This is a genomic window from Dyella sp. LX-66, from assembly GCF_018599165.1.
GTDB classification, from domain to species: Bacteria; Pseudomonadota; Gammaproteobacteria; order Xanthomonadales; family Rhodanobacteraceae; genus Dyella_D; species Dyella_D marensis.
Genome location: NZ_JAHFVJ010000005.1, coordinates 250,531 through 274,365, shown reverse-complemented (window position 1 = coordinate 274,365; position 23,835 = coordinate 250,531). Strand labels below are relative to the sequence as shown.

At 69.3% G+C, this 23,835-nt stretch carries 14 protein-coding genes; 12 read left to right on the top strand and 2 right to left on the bottom strand.

Annotation, left to right across the window (positions count from 1 at the left end; all coding sequences use genetic code 11):
* The 10 genes from KK141_RS12005 (at nt 1) to KK141_RS11960 (ending at nt 20,920) form a co-directional block, all read left to right on the top strand.
* Nucleotides 1-663 carry a TonB family protein gene (locus tag KK141_RS12005; protein ID WP_214571787.1) on the top strand — a complete coding sequence of 221 codons (663 nt, stop codon included), beginning with the start codon at nt 1-3 and terminating at the stop codon, nt 661-663.
* A 29-nt stretch (nt 664-692) separates the two neighbouring features.
* Complete coding sequence (locus KK141_RS12000) at nt 693-2,432, top strand: putative porin (protein ID WP_214571786.1); 1,740 nt, start codon at nt 693-695, stop codon at nt 2,430-2,432.
* Between the two features lie 11 nt (nt 2,433-2,443).
* Nucleotides 2,444-3,061, top strand: a complete 618-nt coding sequence (locus tag KK141_RS11995; protein ID WP_214571785.1) for a hypothetical protein — start codon at nt 2,444-2,446, stop codon at nt 3,059-3,061.
* Nucleotides 3,058-3,405 carry a hypothetical protein gene (locus KK141_RS11990; RefSeq protein ID WP_214571784.1) on the top strand — a complete coding sequence of 116 codons (348 nt, stop codon included), beginning with the start codon at nt 3,058-3,060 and terminating at the stop codon, nt 3,403-3,405. Before KK141_RS11995 ends, KK141_RS11990 begins: the two co-directional genes overlap by 4 nt.
* Before the next feature lie 245 nt (nt 3,406-3,650).
* Nucleotides 3,651-16,745, top strand: a complete 13,095-nt coding sequence (locus KK141_RS11985; protein ID WP_214571783.1) for a filamentous haemagglutinin family protein — start codon at nt 3,651-3,653, stop codon at nt 16,743-16,745.
* A 193-nt stretch (nt 16,746-16,938) separates the two neighbouring features.
* On the top strand, nt 16,939-17,262 hold the full coding sequence (locus KK141_RS11980) for a hypothetical protein (RefSeq protein WP_214571782.1): 324 nt from the start codon (nt 16,939-16,941) through the stop codon (nt 17,260-17,262).
* Between the two features lie 244 nt (nt 17,263-17,506).
* Nucleotides 17,507-18,781, top strand: a complete 1,275-nt coding sequence (locus KK141_RS11975; protein ID WP_214571781.1) for a substrate-binding domain-containing protein — start codon at nt 17,507-17,509, stop codon at nt 18,779-18,781.
* A gap of 173 nt (nt 18,782-18,954) precedes the next feature.
* Nucleotides 18,955-19,344: a prepilin-type N-terminal cleavage/methylation domain-containing protein gene (locus tag KK141_RS11970; protein ID WP_214571780.1), complete on the top strand. Its 390-nt coding sequence runs from the start codon at nt 18,955-18,957 to the stop codon at nt 19,342-19,344.
* Nucleotides 19,344-20,036, top strand: coding sequence for a prepilin-type N-terminal cleavage/methylation domain-containing protein (locus tag KK141_RS11965; protein WP_214571779.1), 693 nt, complete (start codon nt 19,344-19,346; stop codon nt 20,034-20,036). The genes KK141_RS11970 and KK141_RS11965 overlap by 1 nt, the downstream gene beginning before the upstream one ends.
* Entirely contained in the window at nt 20,033-20,920 is an 888-nt protein-coding gene (locus KK141_RS11960) for a type II secretion system protein GspK (RefSeq protein WP_214571778.1), read from the top strand. The genes KK141_RS11965 and KK141_RS11960 overlap by 4 nt, the downstream gene beginning before the upstream one ends.
* A gap of 9 nt (nt 20,921-20,929) precedes the next feature.
* Here the strand turns inward: KK141_RS11960 and KK141_RS11955 are convergent, their stop codons facing one another.
* A complete protein-coding gene (locus KK141_RS11955) occupies nt 20,930-21,817 on the bottom strand; it encodes a LysR family transcriptional regulator (RefSeq protein WP_214571777.1) in 888 nt (295 codons plus the stop codon).
* Nucleotides 21,818-21,919: 102 nt separating this feature from the next.
* Here KK141_RS11955 and KK141_RS11950 point away from each other — a divergent pair, with 102 nt between their 5' ends.
* Both KK141_RS11950 and KK141_RS11945 read left to right on the top strand, forming a co-directional pair.
* Nucleotides 21,920-22,759, top strand: a complete 840-nt coding sequence (locus KK141_RS11950) for an NAD(P)H-binding protein (protein ID WP_214571776.1) — start codon at nt 21,920-21,922, stop codon at nt 22,757-22,759.
* A gap of 200 nt (nt 22,760-22,959) precedes the next feature.
* Nucleotides 22,960-23,244, top strand: coding sequence for a DUF6150 family protein (locus KK141_RS11945; RefSeq protein WP_214571775.1), 285 nt, complete (start codon nt 22,960-22,962; stop codon nt 23,242-23,244).
* Here the strand turns inward: KK141_RS11945 and KK141_RS11940 are convergent.
* A complete protein-coding gene (locus KK141_RS11940) occupies nt 23,236-23,757 on the bottom strand; it encodes an SPOR domain-containing protein (protein ID WP_214571774.1) in 522 nt (173 codons plus the stop codon). The two genes, KK141_RS11945 and KK141_RS11940, sit on opposite strands and share 9 nt — an antisense overlap.
* Nucleotides 23,758-23,835 lie beyond the last annotated feature (78 nt).

The window sequence follows — 23,835 nt, the reverse complement described above, 5'->3', positions numbered from 1 at the left end:
ATGAACAAGCCCGGACAGAGTCCGAAACGCTGGCGCGGCCGCGCCGTCGGCATCGCCGCCTTGCTGCTCGTCGGCGCCCTGGTGTGGCACTACGCCGGGCACCAGGTCGGCGTGCGGCGCGAGGCGCCGCGCGTGCCCACCATCACGCCATTGCCGCCGCCGCCACCGCCGCCGAAGGAAAAGCCGCCGGAGCCGAAGAAGCTGGAGGAGACCAAGCAGGAACTCCCCAAGCCGAACGAACCGGCCAAGCCGGTGGAAGCACCGAAAGCGCCGGACGTGGCGCGGCAAGTGACCATCAACGGCGCGGCGCAGGCCGGCAACGACAGCTTCAACATCGGCGCGGGCGACGGTGGCGGCATGGTCGGCGCCGGCGGCGGCAACGGCGTCGGCGGTTCTTCGTACGAGCAATACCTGGGCTATGCCTTGCAGCAGGCGATCCAGCGCGACGAGCGCACGCGGCGCCTGGTGTTCGAGGTGAAGGTCAGCCTGTGGATCGACCCCAGCGGCCGCATCACCCGCGCCGAAATGCTCGCGCCCAGCGGCGCGCCCGCCACCGACGAAGCGCTGCTCGAGGTGCTGCGCGGCCTGAGCATCGACAGCCCGCCACCGCCGCGCCTGAGCATGCCGGTGCGCGCATCCATCCGCGGCAGGCGACCTGTATGAACACGCCATTCTTTTCTTTGGAGCAGATCATGGATGTTTCGAGGTTTTCCAAACAACGCGCACTGTGCCTGGCGATCGGCCTGCTGCTGGCCGGCGCCGCGCCGGCCGCGCTGGCGCAGAACGCCGCGCCGTCGCCCAACGCCACCATCAACCTGATCCGCCTGATGGTGAAGAAGGGCCTGATCACCCAGGCCGATGCCGACGGCCTGATCGCGCAGGCGAATGCCGAAGCCACGCAGGCGCAAAAGGCGCAGGCCTCGTCCGCGCTGGCGGCGAACGACGGCGCGCAGCCCGGCGACGTGCGCGTGCCCTACGTGCCGCAGAGCGTGCGCAACGAGATCCGCGAACAGGTCAAGCAGGAAGTGATCGCGCAGGCGCGCAGCGAGCATTGGGCACAGCCGGATGCGTTGCCGGAGTGGCTGGATCGCATCGCCTGGTCCGGCGACATCCGCGTGCGCAACGAGGGTCGCTACTTCAGCCGCAGCAACTCGCCGTATTTCATCGACTACGCCGCGCTCAACCGCGGCGGTCCGTTCGATGTCAACCAGATCGGCCGCGGCGTCAATCCGCCGATCGCCAACACCCAGCAGAACCGCCCGAACATCCTGTCGATCCAGGCGCACCTGGGCGTGGACGTGAAGCTGGGCGACACCATCACCGCCGGCATCCGCATCGGCTCGGGCAACGACAACAATCCGGTGTCGACCACCCAGGCCCTGGGCGGCGGCCTGGCCAAGAAGAACCTGTGGCTGGATCGCGCCTGGCTGCGCTGGCAGCCGCTGGAGTGGGGCGCGCTTACCGCCGGCCGCTTCGCCAATCCGTTCTTCGCCACCGACCTGATCTATTCGCCGGAGCTCAACTTCGACGGCATCGTCGGGCAGGGCCGCTGGAAGCTGGCCAGCGATATCGAGGGCTTTGCCAACGCCGGCGTGTTCCCGATCCAGTACGCCGGCAACGACACGCCCAGCCAGGCCTTCGGCTACCAGAAGAACCGCAGCGACCAGAAGTGGCTGTCCGCGGTGCAGCTGGGCGCGCACTGGAAGATCGACGAGGACATGCAGTGGAGCGCCGCGCTGGCGTACTACTACTACGACAAGATGCGCGGCAGCCTGTCGCAGCCGTGCCCGATCTATACCGGCATCAATTTCTGCAGCACCGACGACGACGCGCCGCAGTACATGCAGAAGGGCAACTCGGTATTCCTGCTGCGCAATATCGTGCCGGACCCGTCCTCGCCGGGTAACTACGCGCAGCCGCAGCTGGTCGGCCTGGCCTACGACTACCACCTGCTCAACCTCACCAGCCAGTTCGATTTCGCGGTGGGCAGCACGCCGGTGCGCGTGCAGGCCGACTACGTGCGCAATATGGCCTACCACGCCAAGGACGCGTTCCAGCGCTATCCCAACGGCCTGGGCCAGCCGGTGAACAACTACGAGGCCAGCACCGCGGCCAACGAATCCGGCCCGTACAAGAGCGGCCCGGTGGGCTGGCTGCTGCGCGGCATCCTGGGCAACCCCAGCCCGATGAAGGCGCACGACTGGAACGTGGCGTTCGGCTACAAGTACCTGCAGCCGGATGCCGTGCTCGACGGCCTCACCGATCCCAACTTCCACCTCGGCGGCACCAATGCCAAGGGCTTTATCGTCAGCGCCGACTACGGCATCGCCGAGCGCACCTGGCTGACCGCGCGCTATTTCAACGCCAAGCAGGTATTCGGCCCGCCGCTGTCGATCGACGTGGTGCAGCTCGAGATCAACAGCAAGTTCTGATGGAGGCGACGATGAAGACCGTGATACGCACGGGCGTCGCCATGGCGGCGCTGATGCTGGCCCAGGGCGCGTTCGCGCAAAGTCTGGAAGAACAGCTGCGCACCCAGCTGCGCGATGCACGCAGCCAGCTGCAGGACCTGCAGGGGCAGCAAGCGGCATGGCAGGCGCAGAGGGCGGGCATCGAGGGTGAGCGCGACCAGGCGCGCAAGGCGCTGGAACAGGCGCAGGCCGAGGTGGCGAAGCTGCGCGCTTCCGCCGGCGACGGCAAGGCGGTGGCCGCCGAACGCGGCGCCAGGCAGCAGGCCGAGACGGCCTTGCAGCAGGCGCGCAAGGACAACGCCGACGCGGTGGCGAAGCTGAAGGACCAGCAGGGCCGCGACGGCGCGTTCCAGACGCAGCTCGACGAAGCGAAGCAATCGCTGGTCACCTGCGGCGCGCGCAACCAGAAGTTGTACGAGGTGGGGCAGGAGATCCTCGACGCCTATGTGCATATGGACATGGGCTCGGTGATCGGTGCGCGCCAGCCGTTCGCCGCGTCGGCGCGGGTGAAGCTGGAGAACGCCGCGCAGGCCTATGGCGACCGCCTGTACGAGCAGCGCTACGCCGCGCCCGCGGGGCGGCAGCCGTGAAGCGCCGGGCAGCCCGCGTGCTGGTCGCGTGGGGCTGCCTGATCGCGGGCCACGCGTGGGCGCAGCAGGAAAGCTGCGTCGACGTCAGCGTCAATCAGCATGCGGTGCTGGCGTACGACTGCCTCAGCCGACAGCTGGGCGGCGATGGCAGGAAGCCGGTGGGACCGCCGCCGCCGCTGCTCGATCCGGTGGCGGGCGAACCGTCGAACCGGCAGGTGGGGCAGTACAACGCGGCGGCGCTGGAACACCGCATGGGTTCCAGTCTTGGACACAGCGTGGTTCCGCAGCGGCCTGCGCCGACGTATCCGCAACTGATGCCGCCGGGAGCGATCGGTGGGCACTGACGTTCCGGGCGTAGGTTGGGGTGAGCCGCAGGCGAACCCCAACATCGTCACCTTCAGACGTCTCGCATCGTTGGGGTTCGCCTGCGGCTCACCCCAACCTACGCCATGGGGACGCGACGATGCGTAGCAATTCAGCCGTCCATATGAAGTTTCCATGACACCAGTTCAGTCCTTCAGCTCCGTGAAGGTCTAACCGGAAGAAGCCGCGGCCGCGCGCCGCGCGACAAAGCTAACGAGGCAAACGCGTGATCAAGGCGGTCGATTCGGCGAAGGCAAGCGTCATCACTCCACGCAGCGTCCCCGGACGCCGTCCGCTGGCGCAATGGATCGCCGCGGCGCTGGCGATGGGCGCGGCGATGCAGGCGCATGCGGGCAATCCGCCGGTGCTGAGCCAGGCCTGGCTGGCGGCGCAGCGCGGTGGACAGGCGGGCGCGCCCAACGGCAATGCACCGGCGCCGACGCCGAACAATCTGTCCGTGCAGAACGCGCCGCAGCTGCTGCAGCAGCGCGTGGTGCAGCAGTCCATCGCCAACCTCAATCAAGCCGCGCAGGCGGTGGCCGCACAGCTCAGCGCGCAACAGGCCGCGCAGCAGGCGGCGCAGCAGCTGGTGTCGCCGGTGCCCGACGGCATCGCCGCGGGCGGCCTGCAGATGGCGGCCGACGTGGTGCGCAATCCCGCGCTTTGGCAGAACGCCAACGCGCCGGTGCAAAGTGCGGTCGGCGGCAGGACCACGGTGGAGGTGAAGCAGACCTCGTCCAAGGCCATCCTCACCTGGGACAGCTTCAACGTCGGCCGCAACACCACGCTGTACTTCAACCAGAGCGGCGGCAACCAGTCCAACGGCAGCAACGACTGGATCGCGCTCAACCGCATCCAGGACCCCAGCGGCGCGCCGAGCAAGATCTTCGGCCAGATCAAAGCCGAGGGTTCGGTCTACCTGCTCAACCGCAACGGCATCCTGTTCGGCGCCGGCAGCCAGGTGAATACGCATTCGCTGCTGGCCAGTTCGCTCAGCCTGTTCAGCAGCGACGTCGCGACCAGCAATGCGCGCTTCCTCAACGGCGGCATCGCCGACCAGGCCTCGACCACCGCCCTGCTGGTCAACGGTGTGTTCACCGATGGCCGCAGCCATGACGTGGTGATCGAGAAGGGCGCCAACATCACCACCGGCAAGCAGGGCTTCGCCCTGATCGCCGCGCCGCATGTGTCCAACGCCGGCGCCATCGTCGCCGACGACGGCCAGGCTTTCCTGGCCGGCGGCACCGCGTTCTACAACCCGGCCGGCGCCGACGGCGTCAGCGCCGCGCTCGGCATCGCCGGCATCAACGACGGCTCCGGCCCGAACGCGCCGATGGGCAGCGTGATCAACACCGGCCTGGTGCAGGCGCGCCGCGGCAGCGTGCACATGCTCGGCCACGACGTGACCCAGGCCGGCGTCGCGCTGGCTTCGACCAGCGTGGCCTTTCCGGGCAGCATCGAGCTGAATGCGCGCGACCAGGCCAGCGGTGCGGGCGGCCTGCTGGATTTCGTGCGCGGCGGCGTGCTGCTGCTGGCGCCGGGCTCGGTCACCACGGTGCTGCCGGAGAAGGACGGCAGCACCACCTCGTCCAGCGCCGCGGCGAATGCCGCGTTCAAGGGCAGCACGCTGACCCTGGACGGCGCCACCGTCAACCTGCAATCCGGCTCGCTGCTCGAAGCGCCGGGCGCCGCGGTGGCGATCGCCGCGCACACCTATGCGCAGGACACCTCGCCGACGGCGGGCCGCGTCTACGTGGACAGCGGCGCGGTGATCGACGTCTCCGGCCTGGCCAACGTGGTGCTGCCGATGTCGGCGCTGCTGGTCAACGTGGCGCGCGTGGGCCAGAACGAACTGGCCAATTCGCCGCTGCTGCGCAACGGGTTCCTGTACACGCAGAAGAACGTGCTGGTCGACAGCACGCAGAGCGGCACACGCGCGGACGGCCTGGACTGGGTGGGCAGTCCCATCCTCAACGTGGCCGGCTATGTGGAGAACGTGCCGCGCGCGGTCGACCAGCTGATGACCAAGGGCGGCGCGGTGTCGCTGCACGGCGGCGAAGTGATCGTCCGCTCCGGTTCGCAGCTCAATCTCGACGGCGGCTTTCTCTCCTACCAGGCCGGTTGGACCGAAACGCCGAACCTGCTCGGCGCCAACGGCCGCGTGTACGACATCGCCGCGGCCGATCCCGATATGACGTACGTCGGCTATGCCGGCCAGTACACGCAGGACCACGTGCGCTGGGGCATCAGCCAGACCTACAACAACGGCATGCTGGCCGGTTCGCGCCGCTGGGATCCCGGCTTTATCGCCGGCGGCGACGCCGGCACGCTCGACGTGCAGGCCGGCCATGCGCTGGTGCTGGACGGCACTATCTCGGCGCAGTCCTTCGCCGGCCGCAACCAGGTCGAGCAGGGCAAGCAGCCGGCCGGCGGCACCTTCCGTTTCACTGTGCCGCCGATCGGCCTGGACACGCGCTACAACTACGCGCCGGGCATCCTGCTGCAGCAGTCCACGCTGGCGCTGGACCAGCTCGCGCCGGGCTTCGACGCGGACACCGTGTGGGACACGGTCACGGCCGCGCAGCCGGCCGACACCGCGCACGACAGCGACCTGCGCTGGTGGCTGCCGATCTCCACCGGCATGCTGAGTAGCGCGGGCTTTACCAATATCGCCTTGTCCACCGGCGACAGCGGCTCGCAGATCCTGCAGCAGGCCGGCGCCACGCTGGCGCTGCGTCCCGGCGGCAGCGTGGCGTACACCGCCAGCCGCGTGACGGTGCTCGGCAACATCAGCACGCCGTCCGGCTCGATCAGCCTCACCTCGAACGGCCTCGGGCTGGATACGCCGGCCATGCACGCGGCCGATGGCAGCACGCTGCGTCCGGACATCACCATCGGCAACGGCGCGACGCTGAGCACGCGCGGCCTGTGGGTGAACGACAGCGGCCTGGCCGCCGATGCGCGCGTGGGCAACCGTTATATCGACGGCGGCAAGATCGCGCTGACCGCGAATGCGTCGATCGGCCCGAACAACTCCGATGCCACCGGTTCGGTGCTGCTCGACACGGGCAGCACGCTCGATGTTTCCGGCGGCGGCTATGTCGGCGCCGATGCGCGCGTGCAGATGAAGAACGGCGTGCCGGCCGGCCAGGGCGGCGATATCAGCCTGGTCACCTATGGCAACGTCAAGGCGGAATTTCAGCAGGCCAAGGCGCTGGACCACGGTGCGCTGCGCCTGGACGGCACGTTGCTGGGCTACGGCTTCAGCGGCGGCGGCACGCTGACCCTGCAGGCGAACTACGTGCAGGTCGGCGGCGATCGCGCGGCGATGCCGATGGCCAATGGCTTGTACCTGGATGCCGGCTTCTTCGCCGGCCAGGGTTTCGACCGCTACGCGCTCACCGCGATCACCGACGGCGTCGTCGCGCCGGGCACCCAGGTGCGCGTGACGCGCGGCAACCTGCTGGCGGACTACCAGGCGCTGCTCACCGCGCCGACCGGCAGCGACCTGTATGCACAGGATGCGGCGCATCCGGCCGGCACCTATGCCACGGTCGGCGCGCTCGACGCGTATCACCGCTATGCCACGCGCGACAGCAGCGCCGGCCCGGGTTTCTCGCTGAGCAGCGGCCAGTACCTCGATTGGTCGGTCAATCCCAACGATCCATCGAAGGGCGCGCCGCAGTACGCCGGCATGAGCGGTTCGGTGTCGGTGGGCGAGGGCGCACAGATCGCGGTGGATGCGGGCGGCAGCATCGCGCTGGCCGGCACGCAGGCCACCACGGTGCTGGGCGCGCTGAGCGCGCCGGGCGGCAACATCAACGTTTCCACCAATGCGCTGTCGCGCAATGCGGGCCTGCCGAAGGTGACGCCGCGCGTGTGGCTGGGCACGTCGGCCGTGCTGGATGCTTCCGGTGTGGCCTTGATCGATCCCTGGGCCGCCGCGGTGGCCGGTGCGGACGGCACGCCGCAGGTGCCGCGCACCGGCACGGTGCTGGATGGCGGCGCGGTGACGCTGCAAGGGAACGGCGGCTACGTCGTCGCCGAGCAGGGCAGCCGTATCGACGTTGACGGTGCGGCGGACAATTTCCAGTTGCCGGCAAGCGATCCCGGCGGCCTGGGCACGGCCACGCGCTACCTAGGCACGCCGGTATGGAGCGACGCCGGCAGCATCCGGTTGGCCGCGGCGGCGGGCTTGTACTTCGACGGACAGCTGCAGGCCACGGGCGGCGCGGCGCAGGCCGAAGGCGGCACGCTGAGCCTGGTCGGCCTGGGCCACAAGCAGGGCCAGAACGGTGCGCCGCAGGCGAGCGGCGTGTTGATCCAGCAGTCCGGCATGTTGCTGCCGCAGGGTGCGCAAAGTGGCGGCGCCGTGGAGTCGGCGGCGCCTTCGGGTCTGCTGCATTTCGCCGCCGACCGGCTTGCCGGTTCCGGCATCGGCACGCTGGCGATCGGCCCCGATGCGTCCCAGGGCAGCACCACCGACTTCGCCACCGCCGTGCCGCTCGGTTTCGCGGGCGACGTGCATCTCTCGCTGGGTCGCGCCTTCATCGTCAACGCTCCCGCGATCCAGGCGCTACCGGCAGGCGCGACCGGCCTGGCCGGCAACGCGACAGCTCATGCCAGCGGCAACGGCCACGTCAGCATCGCCGCGCCCTACGTCAACCTCACCGGTGGCGTGGTGCCGAGCGCGGCACCGGTAGCGATGGCCGGCGATGGCACGCTGTCGGTGCAGGCGAACTTCATCGATATCGGCGGCTGGCTGAATCTGCAGCGCTGGAGCGCGGCGGATTTTGCGTCCGCTTCGGACATCCGCTTCCAGGCGCCGGCCTTGCTCGCCTATGCCAATGGCAAGGCGCAGCCGGGCCTGCTGTACAGCACCGGCAACCTGAGCTTCAAGGCGGCGCAGCTGTATCCGGCCACCGACTACCGCTTCGCCATCGTGGCGAACGGTGCGGGGCTGAAGGATGCGAACGGCAGCGCGATCGACACCACGCTCAGCATCCTGCCCAACGGCAGCAGCACCACGCCGCTGTCCGCCGGCGGCACGCTGCTGCTCAGCGCCAACCATATCGAGCAGCGGGGCACGCTGCGTGCGCCGTCGGGCAGCCTGATTCTCGGCGTGACCGATGCGGCGGCGCAGGCCAGCGCGCTCGGTGCAGACCCGAAGCTGTTCCCGCTGGCCGTGACCCAGTCGGTGCACCTGGCGCCGGGCAGCCTCACTTCGGTTTCGCTCGGCGGCGTCACCGTGCCTTACGGGCGCACCATCGACGGCGTGCAGTGGCGCTACGACGCCGATCCCACCAACGACACGCCGGATCTCACCGCGCCGCCGTCCAAGCAGATCGCGCTCAACGGCGCCGACCTCGCGCTGGATGCGGGCGCCGGCATCGATCTTTCCGGCGCCGGCCATCTGCAGGCCGCCGAATGGGTGAGCGGCACCGGCGGCACGCGCGACGTGCTGGCGCAGTACGGCACCAGCTACAGCGGCACGGCGTCCGCGCAGGTGCCGCAGTACGCGGACGGCCGCGCGATCTACGCGATCCTGCCCGGCTACCAGGCGCCGGTGTCGGCTTACGACGCCGCGTTCGCCAAGCAGGGCGGCGCCGGCCCCGCCGTGGGTCAGACGGTTTACCTCTCGGGTGCACCCGGCCTGCCGGCGGGCTACTACACGCTGCTGCCGGCGCGCTACGCGACCTTGCCCGGCGCCTACCGCGTGGTGCAGGACACCGGCGCGATGGACAGCGTGCTCGGCGCGAACGCAGTGCGGCCGGACGGCACGCTGGCGATCAGCGGCTACTTCGCCGACGCGCTGAGCGGCGCGCGCGATGCGCGCAACACCGGCTTCCTGGTGCAGTCGGGCAAGGTCTGGCAGCAGTACTCGCAATACACGCTGAGCGACGCCGACACCTTCTTCGGCAACCTCGCCAGCAAGGCTGCGCAGGTGGCGCCGGCCCTGGCCGCGGATGCCGGCCGGCTGACCTTGGCCGCCACCCGCACGCTCGATCTCGGCGCCACGCTCACCGCCGCGCCGGCCAAGGGCGGGCGCGGCTCGCAGGTGGATATCGCGGCGCAGGCGATCCAGGTCGTCGGCGCCGACAGCACGGCGCGCGACGGCTATCTCACGCTCTCGGCCGACGGCCTGAGCACGCTGGGCGCCGGCAGCCTGCTGCTCGGCGGCACGCGCCAGCGCGGCACCGATGGCGACCACGTCACCGTGGTGGCGGACAGCGTGCTGCTGGCCAACGACGCGGCGCATCCGCTGCAGGGCGCGGAAATCCTGCTTACGGCCAATGGCGGTACAAAGACGGGCGCACAAGGTGTGCTGCTGGCTTCCGGCAGCGTGCTGCGCGCGAGCGGGCAGGGTACCGGCGTGGCCAGCCTGCCGCTGGTGTTCGGCGCCGTTGCAGGCACCGGCGCCAACGGCCAGGCGATCGCCGCGGTCAGCGGCGATGGCGCGCTGCTGCGCGTCTCGCAGAACGGCGCGGCAGGCATTGTGCGCAACAACGTTTCGGCGAACCCGGGCGGCGCCCTGAGCATCGCCGCGGACGCGCGCATCGACGGCGGCGCGGCGCTGACCCTGGATGCCACCGGCAACACCAATGTGGATGCCAGCGCGGAACTCTCGGCGCAGGCGATCGACGCCAACAGCAACCGCATCAGCTTCCTCGGCGACGGCGCCAGCGCGCCGGGCGGCACCAGCGGTTTCGTGATCGGCAGCGACACGCTCAATCTGCTGCGCGGCGCGCAGAGCGTCACCCTGCGCAGCCGCGGCGACATGAACTTCCTCGGCAACGTGCGCATCGACCTGGCGCACGATCTGAACCTCAGCGCGGGCGCCTTCGCCAGCGACGGCGGCACGGTGGACATCCAGGCCGGCGGCAAGCTCGCCCTGTCCAACGACCTGGGCGCGGCCAACGGCACGTTCGCCGCCGGCAGCGGCCAGTTCACGGCGCATGCGGGCGAAGTGGATTTCGGCGCCGGCAACACCGGCCTGCGCGGCTTCGGCGGCTTCTCCGCCACGGCGGCGCAGGGCATGCAGGGCCTGGGCACCGGCCGCTTCGACTTCGGCAGCCTGGACGTCAACCTCAGCACGCCGTGGCTGCTTGCCGGCGACGGCGCCAACACGCAGCTGATCACCACCGGCGCGCTGCGCATCGGCGGCACGCCGGGCGCGATCAGCGGCGAACACCTCGGCGGCGCGCTCAATCTCACCGGCGGCAGCGTGTCGATCGGCACCACGGTGGCGGCACCGGCCGGCCAGCTCGGCGTGCACGCCACCAGCGGCGACCTGACGATGAGCAGCGGCGCGCTGCTCACCGTCGGCGGCATCAACAAGACCTTCTTCGACACCACCACTTATGCGGCCGGCGGCACGCTCACGCTGCTGGCCGACCACGGCGGCATCGGCCTGGCGCAGGGCGCCACGCTGGACTTCTCCGGCGCCGCGGGCGGCGGCGATGCGGGCAGCCTCGATGCGGAAGCCGGCGCGGCACTGTTGCTGGCCGGTACCTTGCGCGGCCAGGCCAAGGACGGTTACCGCGGCGGCTATCTCACCCTGGGCAGCGGCACCGCGATCGATCTGGATGCCGCCGCGCAGATGGCGGCGGCCGCGGGCGCCACGGGCCTGTTCCAGCTGACCACCGGCGCGGGCGACCTGCATCTGTCGGCCGGCAATACGCTGCGCGCGCAGAAAGTGTTCCTCACCGCGGCCGGCGGCACGGTGGCGATCGACGGGCGCGTCGATGCGTCGGCGCCTTCGGGCAGCCGCATCGAGCTGTACGGCGAGCGCGGCGTGGATGTCGAAGGCAGCCTGATCGCCACCAGCAGCATTGCCGCGCAGCGCGGCGGCGACGTGGTGATCGGCACCGGCGGCAAGACGGACGGCACGCTCAACAGCCAGTACGGCTACCAGAACGTGCAGTACGCGGATTCCGGTTCGATCCATCTGGGCGCGCAGGCGCTGATCGACGTGTCCGGCGGTTCGGCCGATGCGTTCTCCGGCGGTTCGCTGAGCCTGCGCGCGCCACTGCTCGCCAACGGCGACGTGCGCATCGCGCTGGACGGCGGCGGTGCCAACGTCAAGGGCGCGCGCGTGGTGACGCTGGAGCCTTACGCGCGCTGGAGTACCAAGGACGCCTCGACCGATCCGTCCAGGCATTTCGACGGGCTGATCGATCCGGCCGGCTGGTATGCCACCAATACCGGCGGCACGCCGTCGCTGGTCGCCGGCACCTGGACCGACGCCAGCGGCAAGATCCTGCCGCCGCCGGCCGACGATGCGCAGCTCAAGCAATACCTGCAGAACAATTATTTCGTCCCGAAGCAGGCCAATGGCGACCATGCCGGTTTCTACGGCTACGTCGGCGGCGACGCCAGCAAGGGCGCCGGCACGCTGATGCGCTACGTGCAGCAGCCGGGCTATGCCTTCGGCGCGCGCTACGCCGGCATCGCCAACCTGCAGCTGCGCCCGGGTATCGAGCTGGTCAATCCGGCCGACGGCACGCGCGGCGGCGACATCGCCGTGCTCACCAATTGGAACCTCGGCGCCGGCACCACGCAGAGCGACGGCAGCATCGCGCTGGCCTACCGCTACAACGGCATGGCGCCGATGCTGACGGTGCGCGCCGCAGGCGATCTCGATCTGGCCGCCAGCATCACCGACGGCTTCTATCAGCAGAACAATGGCGCGGCCCTGGCCAATCCGCCGGCACCGCCGCCGCCGGTGGACGACCACGGCTACGGCACCGCGCTGGCCGCCTACACCGTCTCGCAGCAGTACCTGGACGCGAACGGGCTGTGGAACGGCACGGTCAAGCTGCGCGACGGCGCGGCCGCGCAGGGCTATACGCCGGGCGGCGGCACCGTCAGCATCGCCAGCGATCCGTACTACCAGGCGCTGCAGGCGCCCATGACCAGCCAGACTGCCGCGTACTACACCAACTACGAGGCGTATATCGGCGAAGTCGGCAACGGCAGCACCACCAATGCCTGGGCCTATACCTACAACCGCATCGGCGGGCCGACGGCCAAGGGCTTCCTGGTCTACAGCCCCAGCACGCTGACGCCGCTCAATGTCGGCGACTACGCCGCGTACCAGGACTACGCCACCGCCTACCAGGCCTGGCTGAAAGCCAACTTCGCCACCAACCCGGTGGCCAAGCGCATCGTCACGCCGCCGCCGCTGCTGCAGCCGGTGAACAGCGACTACGCCAGCTACAGCTCGAACTACGCGATCTACATCACCGGCCACAATGCGTACTTCAAGTACGTGTCCGGCAGCGTGGGCAATGTCACCGCGGGCAGCCAGCTGTTCTACGCGCCGTTCGCGCCGAAGTCCGACCCGAGCGATCCGCTGTACGGCAAGGCGCTGGCCGACTACCAGAAGTCGCAGCAGTTCCTCGATGCCAACGGCCTGTGGAACGGTTCGATCAAGCTGCGCGACGGCGCCGCGGCGCAGGGCTATACGCCAGGCGGCGGTACCGTCAGCATCGCCAGCGATCCGTATTACCAGGCGCTGCAGGCGCCGCTGGCCGGACAGTCGAGCGACTACTACAGCAACTACGAGGCGTACATCGGCGAAGTCGGCGACGGCACCACCACCAATGCCTGGGCCTACACCTTCAACCGCATCGGCGGGCCGACGGCCAAGGGCTTCCTGGTCTACAAGCCGAGCACGCTGACGCCGGTGAATCCCGCGGACTATCCGGTCTACCAGGACTACGTCGGCGCCTACCAGATCTGGCTGAAGGCCAACTTCGCCACCAACCCGGTGGCCAAGCGCATCGTCACGCCGCCGCCGCTGCTACTGCCGCTGGACAGCGACTACGGCAAGTACAGCACCGACTACGCGCTGTACGTCAACGGCCACAACGCATACTTCAAGTACGTGTCCGGCAGCGTCGGCAACGTCACCGCCGGCAGCCAGCTGTTCTACGCACCGTTCGCGCCGAAGTCCGACCCGTTCAAGCCCGGCGGCGGCACCACGGTGCCGGTGCCGGCCAGCGCCGCGAACAACAGTCCGTCGAACATGCCTTCGCTCGGCAGCCCCGCCTCGCTCGCTTCGGCAACGCTGCTGGGCGGCTCCAGCACCTCGTACCGGCTGGTGGCCGGCGCGCAGGTCGACGCCGTCGATCCGCTGGCCACGCTGGCCGGCGCGGGCGACGTCAACCTCGACGGCCACTTCGCCGTGGTCGACACGCTCACGCCCACCACGCCGACCGGCCAGCAGAGCAAGACCAACGGCAAGGCCGTGCTGCTGCCCACCACGGTGCGCACCGGTAGCGGTTCGATCGAGATCGCCAGCGGCGGCGACATCAGCTGGCTGGACGCGGCGGCGCCCGCGGTGATCTACACCGCCGGCACGCCGGCGCAAGGTACCGGCACGTCCACCGGCGTGAGCGTGATCCGGCCGAACTGGAACTCGCCGCTGACCACCACGCCGTACATGCTCAGCACCGGCCAGGTGAATCCGGAACATGCCGGCGACCTGAGCCTGGATGCGCGCGGCGACATCGACGGCATCCAGCGTGTGGTCGACACCAGCGGCGCCGCCACCACGGTAGCCGGCACCGACATCTCGCAGTACTGGTGGCCGTGGATGCAGACCGCCAACGCGGCGGACGGCTCGGCCTCGTCGATCAACTTCGCCAACTTCGGCCAGGGCGTGATGAGCGCTGGCGGCAACGTGGCGGTGAACGCGGGTGGCAATATCCGCCAGCTCTCCGTCTCGCTGCCCACCACCTGGAAGGCGAATGCCGGCGGCCAGGGCGTGACCACCTACGGCGGCGGCAACCTCGACGTGCATGCCGGCGGCGACATCCTCAGCGGCACCTACTTCGTGGCCAAGGGCCAGGGCAGCATCGCCGCGGGGGGCGCGATCGGCGCCGACGTCAGCTTCACCGCGCCGGCGTCCGACAGCCAGTACGGCGGCCTGACCACGCCGGTGTCCACGCTGTTCGCGCTGCAGGATGCGCAGCTGGACGTGCGCGCGCGCGCCGGCGTGGATATCGGCGGCGTCTACAACCCCTCGTACGTGCTGGCCGATGCCAACCCGCTGGCGCTGGCCGTGCTGCCGGCGGGCCGCGGCGATGCGCAGAGCTACAGCACCGGTTCCTCCTTCAGCGCCGGCTCGGTCGCCGGCAACGTGGTGTTCGACAGCCTGCGGCTGCCGGGCGCGCTGTTCGACTACGGCTACGCGGACACCGTGCGCAATCCCGGCGCGATCCTGCCGGCCAGCCTCAGCCTGAGCGCGCTCGATGGCAGCCTGGACATCCGCGGTGCCGGTGCGCTGTATCCGTCGGCGCTGGGCAACCTGAGCCTGCTGGCCGATCAGAACATCGCGCTGAGCCAGCAGGTCTACACCATGCAGCTGGGCACCGGCGACAACACCTACGGCTTCGGCCTGATCGAAGCTTCGGCGGGACTGCTGCCGTCGGCGCTGCATCCGCAGGGCGAGGGCGATCCGTCGAACTTCGGCGCGCTGTGGAGCATGGGTTACCTGGACAGCCTCAACAGCGTCTACAGCAGCGTGCTGCATCCGCAGGTGGCGCTGCATGGCGGCGACTACCAACCGGTGCGCGTGTATGCGCTGCATGGCGATATCGCCAACGGCGTGACCGCGGCTTCGGGCTTTCCGTACCGCTCGCTGCAGCTGACGCCGTCCAAGCCCGCGCTGATCCGCGCCGGCCGCGACATCGTCAACCTGTCGCTGCTGGGCCAGCACGTGCACGATGCCGACGTCACCCTGGTCTCGGCCGGCCGCGACATCTACGACATGGCGGTGAGCAAGACCTTCCGTCCCGACGTCAAGAACGACCCCGGTGCCTACCAACTCGCGCCAGCCCTGCTGCTGGGCGGGCCGGGCAGTTTCCTCATCGAGGCCGGGCGCAATATCGGGCCGCTTACCAACCAGGGCGAAGTGGCCAACAACATCACCATCCGCAGCAGCGGCGAGACCGGCATCGAGGCGATCGGCAACCGCTTCAATCCTTATCTGCCGCATGCCAGCGCCGACGTCAGCGTGCTGTTCGGCATCGCGCCGGGCGTGGCGACCGCCGACTTCATGGCCAAGTACGTGGACGCCGCCGCGCCGGGCCTGGACAGCCTGATGCCGGAGCTGGTGGATTTCATGCAGCGCCGCGTGGCCGGGCGCGTGGTCGATACCGGTTATGCGCAGGACAAGCTCAGCGTGACGCTGACGCCGGCCGACGCGCGCCGCCTGTTCGCGCAGGAGCCGGACTACGTGCAGCGGCAGTTCGTGTCCAAAGCGCTGTTCGGCATCCTGGCCAAGGTGGGCGCCGACTACAACGACAAGAGCAGCACGTACTTCAACCAGTACGCCCGCGGCTATGCGGCGATCGACACGCTGTTCCCGGCCGGCTACGGCTACACCGCCAATGGTTCGGGCCAGGGCGGCTTGAACGGTGCGCAGCACACCGTCGATACCGGCGATCTGGATCTGCGCAGCACCACCATCCAGACCCAGCAGGGCGGCGACGTCACCGTGCTGGGGCCGGGCGGGCAGGCGCTGCTCGGCAGTGCCTCGGCGCCGCCGGTGATCACCGACAGTTCGGGCAAGGTGGTGGCCGGTCCCAACACCATGGGCGTGCTGACCCTGGAGCAGGGCAACATCAACATGTTCACCGACCGCAGCGTGCTGCTGGCGCAGAGCCGCGTGTTCACCGAACAGGGCGGCGACCTGGTGCTGTGGAGTTCCAACGGCGACATCAACGCCGGCCAGGGCGCCAAGACCACCACCGAGATTCCGCCGCCCACCTATCTGTGCACCATCGACGCCTGGTGCCGGCTGGATGCGCGCGGCCAGGTCAGCGGCGCGGGCATCGCCACGCTGCAGACCGTGCCGGGCGCGCCCAGCGGCAGCGTGTATCTGGTGGCGCCGCGCGGCACGGTGGATGCGGGCGACGCCGGCATCCGCGTGTCGGGCAACCTGATCGTGGCGGCGGCGCGCGTGGTCAACGCCGACAACATCCAGGTGCAGGGCGAGAAGGTCGGCGTGCCGGTGACGCAGGCGGTCAACGTCGGCGCGCTGAATGCGGCCAGCGCCGCGGCCAGCGCGGTGAGCAAGGCCGCCGAGGACATGGCCAGGCAGCAGCAGGACGACGCGCGCAGCAAGCAGCCTTCGGTGATCTCGGTGCAGGTGCTCGGCTACGGCGACGGCAGCGCGAGCCTGGACAACGGCCGCGGCGCGCCGCGGCCGTACGACCCGAGCAGCCCGGTGCAGGTGCTGGGCGGCGGCATGCTGAGCACGCGCGCCAGGCAGCAGCTCACCGCGGACGAGCGCAAGCGGCTGGCGGAGTAAATCGACAGCGCCATCGATAATGGGGCGTTTCCATCTTGGAAACGCCACGGCGGGATTTTGTCCGGAGTTTTATTCGCTTTTCGGGAAAATCCATTCGACAGGGAGTTAAATAACCGTGCAGCAGCCTGGTCGAGGCAGGGCTTTCGCATTATCCGAGGCATTGCGCCAATTGCTGGAGGCGCGCCAGGAGAAAATGGCCGAGCGGTTGATCGATCAATGCAGTCCCGAGCTGGTCCGGCAGATCAGCGAATCGCCCGTCGCCTCGCTCAACGCGCGCCTGTCCTACCTGCTGAAGTCGCGCCTGCGCCGCCGCGCGCCGCCGGGCGAGCGCGGCGTGCACAGCGCCGCGCCGCTGCTGGTGAGCGTCTTCAACGTCTGGTGCCGCGAGGGCCGCCGCGCCTCGGTGCGCAGCGTGCTGCGCGAACTCGGTGGCGCCGATCTGCGCGCGCTGCGCGAGGAACGCGAGCTCGATCCGGAAGTCATCTCGATGCTGCACGAATTCGATGCGCGAGCCTGATCACGCTTTTTACGTGCGTGCCGCGCGCGTTCGTATGCATGGCGTGACGGCGATGTCGAATAAGTCTTCGGCCGTGTCATTTAGATTATTTGGAAAAATCGAGTCATCGGAAAGAAATTTTCGATTACATCTAGCTTTAATCGATGCGTCATTCCATGCCTGTAAAAAATCCACGGCCTCCACTCCGGAGGTATTTTCAAAGTAGGGGTATGTCATGATCTTCGGGTTTAATGGAAATACCCGCATGAAGAAGCTTGCGGGCGCCCTGGTGCTGGCTTTCGCCGCCGCTTCCTCGGCTCATGCCGCCATCCAGGTCGGCGGTGGCGCCACGCTGCCGGCGGTGGGTTACGTCGGTGACGTGTCGAATCGCCTGAACTACGCGCCGGATGCCAACTCCCTGCTCGGTGCCTACAAGAGCGTGACGGGTACCGGCGCTTCGTACTGCCAGACCGGCAGCGGCGCGGGCAAGAACATCCTCGCCGGCGTCAGCGGCACCAGCGTGCAGAACGCCTGCCCGAACGGTTCGGCCACGCCGACCGGCTTCGCCGCCGGCGACTCGCACATCGGCCGCACCACGCTGACCCAGCCGAACTTCGCCGGCTCGGATTCGCCGCTGTCGACCACCGACTACAACAACTACGTCGCCAACCGTTCCTCCAGCTTCCCGGTGCAGTTCCCGGCTGTCGCTGGCGGCATCGCCATCGTCTATAACAACTCCGCCGTGTCCGGCACGCTGGCCCTGACCACCGCGCAGGTCTGCGGCGTGTTCAGCGGCGCCATCACCAAGTGGAGCGACCTGGGCATCTCCGGTTCCTCGCCGGACGCCATCACGGTGGTCTACCGCTCCGACGGCAGCGGCACCAGCTTCGGCTTCTCCAACTTCCTGTCGAAGAACTGCCCGGGCAGCACGCCGGCCAAGCACTTCGTCACCGACCAGTCGTACGTCAACGTGGTGCAGAAGTACTTCACGCTGACCCCGACCACGCCGAACTGGAACGGCCAGAGCGGCAACGCCAACGTCGTCAACCAGATCCTCAGCGTGCCGGGCGCCATCGGCTACGCCGAAGCCGCCAACGCGCAGGCGGCGTTCGGCTCGGTCGCCACGGTGGACGGCAAGGATCCGGTGGCCGACCTCGGCGACGCGACGACCCACAAGGTGGCTATCGGCAGCACCGATGTGGTCTACAACAACGCCATCACCGGCGTGGACGCCAACACCGGCCGTCCGACCTTCGCCGCGATCGCCGGCGCCCCGTCCACCAGCTGCATCGCCCTGGTGAAGCCGGACGCGTATGCCACCCCGGCCTCGGGCTATCCGATCGTCGCCGTGTCCTACCTGCTGGGCAACAGCGCCAACAACGGCACCGATGCCGCTTCGGTGCGCGCCCTGATCGGCGCTCCGTACAACAGCTCGATCGTCGCCGCCACGGGCACCATCGGCGCCGGCACCGGCCTGTCGTTCCTGGACGTCAGCGCCACCCCGATCACGCAGACCCAGATCAACGGCTGCATCAACTGATCGACGACGGTTCCACCTGCCGTGGAACGCACGGGAGAGGCTTGCCTCTCCCGTGTTTTTTTGGGTGCGTCAGAGGCTTGCCTCTCCCGTGTTTTTTCTGGGTCCGTCAGGGGTTCAATTCTTCCGTGTTTTTCGTGCGTCTGGCTGTCATGCGTGCGGCGTAGGGTGCGCCTATGAACCGGCAACAAGGCTTCAGCCTGCTCGAAACCATCGCCGCCATCCTGCTGCTGGCGATCGCCGTCGCGGCGCTGATGCGTGTGGCCAGCGCCTCGCTGAACCTCACCGACAAGCTCGGCCAGACCACGCGCGCCGACATGCTCGCGCAGGGTAAGCTCGATGCGCTGGGCATCGCCGAACCGCTGGCGCCCGGCGAGCACGAAGGCAAGTTCGACAAGGATTACCGCTGGCGGCTGCGCGTGCTGCCCTGGCAGGACGGCGAGCTGCCGCCGGATGCGGCACTGATGCTGTACCGCGTGGAGTTGCACGTGCTGTGGGGCGATGCGCGGCGGCCGCGCGAGCTCACCTACGTGACGCTGCGCACCGCGCGGCGCGGCATGCCGTAATGCAGCGCATCGCGCCGCGCGGCTTCAGCCTGCTGGAAGTGCTCAGCGCGCTGGCCCTGCTCAGCCTGCTGCTGCTTGGCGTGTTCTACGGCATCCAGACCGCCGCGCGCTCGGTCAACACCGGCTCCGCCGCGCTGGAGAGCAACGACCAGGCGCGCTCGCTGCAGCAGTTCCTGCGTCGTGACCTGATGCAGGCGCGCGCGCTGCCGTGGAAGCTGGACGCGAAAGGCGACGGCGTGGTGTTCGAAGGCGAGCCACACAGCATGCGTTTCGTCGCGCCGCTGCCGGGTTATCTCGACCGCGCCGGTCCGCAGCTGCAGGCGCTCATGCTGGTGGACGACGGCAAGGGCGCCCTGAAACTGGAGCTGGGTAGTGCGCCGCTGACCTCCGGCGGCGCCAGCGTGGCGTTCGAATCGGAATCGTTGGCGGAAGGTGTGCGCGGCGGACGGTTCCGCTACTACGGCCGCGATCGCGAAGGCGCCGATGCGAGCTGGCGCGATCGCTGGAACGTGGCCGGGCGCACGCCGGAACTGGTGACCATCGAACTGGAACGCGGCAAGGCCGACGAGGGCAAAAGGGCCGGGCGCGAGGACGCCACCGCCTGGCTGTGGCTGCAGGCGCCGATCCGGCAGAACCCGTATGCGCTGAACGTCGGCGCCCTGGCCAAGGCTCTGGAAGGAGCGAAGCCATGAGCGTGGCGAACCGCCGCCGCAGCCGCGGCATCGCCTTGCTCGTCGTGCTGTGGGCCTGCACGCTGCTGGCCATCCTGCTCGGCGGCTTCGCGACGCTGGCGCGCACCGAATCCATCCAGACCCGCTATCTCTCCAACCGCGTGCAGCTGCGCTATCTGGCCGAAGCCGGCGCCATGCGCGCGCTGGCCGAATGCGTCAGCCGCAGCGGCGGGCGCTGGGTCGGCGACGGGCGCCGCTACAGCCTGCGGCTGCAGGACCACGATATCGACATCCGCATCCAGGACGAGCTGGGCAAGGTCGACATCAACACCGCCGATCCGCGCGTGCTGCAGCGGCTGTTCGTCGCTGCCGGCGCCGACGACGCCACTGCGACGCAGCTCGCCGCGAATATCCAGGAAACGCGCGACACGAACGCCAAGCTGTTCCGCGAAGAAGGCACCAAGCGCTACGCCGAAGCCGGGCTGGCCGGCGGACCGCGCTATCGCGAATTCGACATGCCCGAGCAGCTGCAGACCGTGCTGGGCATGACGCCGGCGCTGTACCGCAAGCTGGCGCCCGCGATCACGGTGTGGTCGCGCCGCCCCGAGCCGACCCTGGCGCTGGCGCCGCCGCTGGTGCTGGCCAGCCAGCCGGACATGGACATGCCCAAGGCCGAACGCTACGCCGCGCTGCGCGCGATGACCTCCACCAGCGCACCGCCGCCGGTGCTGCCGAACGGGCAGGCCGCCGGTGCGTGGCGCGGCGGGCTGGTGCGCACCATCGTGGCCTCGGCGGCGGACGGGCAGGGCACATCGGCAAGCGTGATCGTCACGTTCCGCCTGACGGCCCTGAAGGGTGGCCTGAGTTACAGCGTGCTGCGCTGGCAGGAAGACGGCGCCGGCTGAGCACGAAGCTCAGCCGCGCAGGAATTCCAGCAGCGCGCGTACCTTCGGCGAGGCATTGAGCCGCGCTGGATACAACGCGAACAGTTCCACCGGTTCCGGCTCCCATGCCGGCAGCACGCGCACCAGCTGTTTCTTCGCCAACGCCTGCGCCGCGCCATGCTGCGCCAGGATCGCCACGCCGGCGCCGTCCAGCGCGAGCTGGTGATTGATGGTGGGGTCGGGTACGGACAGGCGCGCCTCGACGCGCACTTCCTGCACCTCCTTGCCGCGGTGCAGGCGCCACATGGTCTGTTCGGCCGGCTGGCCGAGCGGGCCGCAGGCGGTGATCAGCGCGTCGAGCTGGCTGAGATCCGCCGGCGTCTTCGGCGCTTTCCTGCCCTTGAGATACGCCGGGCTGGCGTACAGGCCGAGCCGGATAGTGGCGAGCGGGCGCGCGAGCAGTGACGAATCCTCCAGCGGGCCGGGGCGGATCAGCACGTCGAGATTGGCTTGCTGCGGTGTGGACTCGCCCGCGGTGATCTGCAACTGCACGCGCAGTTCCGGCCAGCGCCGCGAGAACTCCGCCAGGCGCGGGCCGAGCATGAAGCGCGCGAAGGCTATCGGCGCGCCGATGCGCAGGCGCCCGCGCGGCGCGGCCTGCATGGAGCCGATCGACAGGTCGGCCAGTTCCGCTTCCTCGACCACGCGGCGGCAGCGCTCCAGGTAGATCTCGCCGGCTTCGGTCAGCGCCATGCTGCGCGTGGTGCGCTCGATCAGGCGCACGCCCAGGCGCTGTTCCAGCGCCGCAATGGCGCGGCTGACGCTGGACTTGGGCACGCCGAAGTGCGCGCCCGCCGCGGTGAAACTGCGCGCCTGCGCCACCTGCACGAAGTACTGCAGCTCGTTGAGGTCGATCATGATTGTTGCGCCTGTGCAACAGAACGTTGCGAAATGACGGATTGTTCCATTGTAGGGCGGAGCCTATCGTCTGCGCACCCCACCCACAACGAGGCAACGGACATGTATCTGGTCACTGGCGCGAGCGGCAATATCGGCGGCCATATCGCGCGGCAATTGCTTGAAGCCGGACACGCGGTGCGCGTGTTCGCACGCGATCCGGACAAGCTCGGCGAACTGGCCGAGCGCGTCGAAATCGCCCGCGGCGACTTCAGCCGTCCCGACACCCTGGGCGCGGCTGCCTTAGGGATGAAGGCGGTGTTCCTCAACACCGGGCCGAATCCGCCGGAATTTCCGGCACTGCTCGCGGCGCTAAAGGCGAACGGCGCGCCGCACGTGGTGTTTCTCTCCAGCATCCTTGCCGGCGATCCGGAGTTTTTCCTGGGAAGAATGCATCGCGCCAACGAGGACACGCTGTCCGCATCCGGCCTGCGCAGCACTGTGCTGCGGCCCTCGGGCTTCATGACCAACACCTTGCGCTGGGCCGATTCGATCCGCGCCGAGGACGTGGTCTACAACGCCATGGGCACCGGCAGGGCGCCGATGATCGCGCCGGAAGACATCGCCGCGGTGGCGGTGCACGCGCTGCTCGATGCTTCGCTGGCGGGCCAGACGCTGGAACTCACCGGCGGCGAGCTGCTGAACGTGCCGGAACAGGTGGACATTCTTTCCGGCTTGCTGGGCCGCACGCTGCGCAGCGTGGACGTAAGCATCGAGGACACCGTGCAGGGTTTGATGGCGACCGGCATTCCGGAACCGCTCGCGCGGGGTATCGCGCAGTCGCTGGAGGCGGTGCGCGAAGGACGCGGGCGGGCCATGACGCCGACGGTGCAGCGCATTACCGGGAGTGCACCGCGTTCGTTCGATGTGTGGGCTCGCGGCAACGCCGCGCGCTTTGCCTGAAGCCCCTCTCCCATCGGGAGAGGGGTTGGGGTGAGGGTACGGGCGGAGCGCAAGAGTGATGTGCTCCGCTCCGCCCGCACCCTCATCCGGCTGCCGCCACCTTCTCCCGGAGGGAGAAGGATTCCACCCCGTGCGTCGGTGCTCGCAGTTGACGTCCACTCCATTGCGCTTCAATGTCTCGCCCTCGCCCAGGGGAAGCCATGGCCCGCATCTACGTAACCGACACGATGGGCGAGGCCGAGGTGCGCGTGGCCCTGGTCAGCGCGCGCGGCATCGCCGACCTGTGGGTATGCCGCGTTTCGTCCTGGGGCCTGGCGATAGGCGACGAGCGCTGGTTCGTCACGCCGGACCGCCAGTCCGCCACCAAGCGCGTTTTCTTCACCTCGCAAGGCATGGCGCAGATCACCGTGTGCTTCGTTTCGACACTCGGCGAAGCCGGCTGGCGCGATCCGGCGCGCGCGCGGCCCGGCATCTTTTCACGTTGAGGGCTTGGCTTCCGGCAGCCGGATCACCGGCGTGCTGGCGAGCTTGAGCACCGCCTGCACGCGCGGCGCCGCATCCTGCGCGGCGGCGGGCGAAGGGAAGCGGCCCGCGGCAAGCACCGTCCATGCGGCATGGTCGGGATCCACGGCGGCGATGCGCAGCAGCGGCAGGCCCAGCCCCTGCGCCGAGCGTTCCAGCGCATCCGCATCGCCGGCATCGACGAACTGGCCCAGCTGCAAGGCATAAGCGGGTTGACCGGGCGCGGGCGCGGCGGCGCTCACGTCGCTGGTGACCAGCAGGGCGTTGGTCGACACCGCGCTGGCGGCCGTTGCCGGTGCCGCGGCGGAAGCGGCTGCCGCAGGAAGATGCGGCGCTGCAGGAACCGGACGATCGCGCCAGCGCGCGGCGAAGGCCTGCATCGGCGCACGCCAGTCGTCGGGCGCCATCATGCCGCCGGCAAAAGCGAGCGCACCGAACAACAGGATCAGCAAGATCAAGCCAAGCTTGGCGAACATGATGGACGGCCCCCTGCCGCATCGACCTGCATGTGCGTCTTCACATGAAAAAGACATTTCGCCAGGGCGACGCGCGGG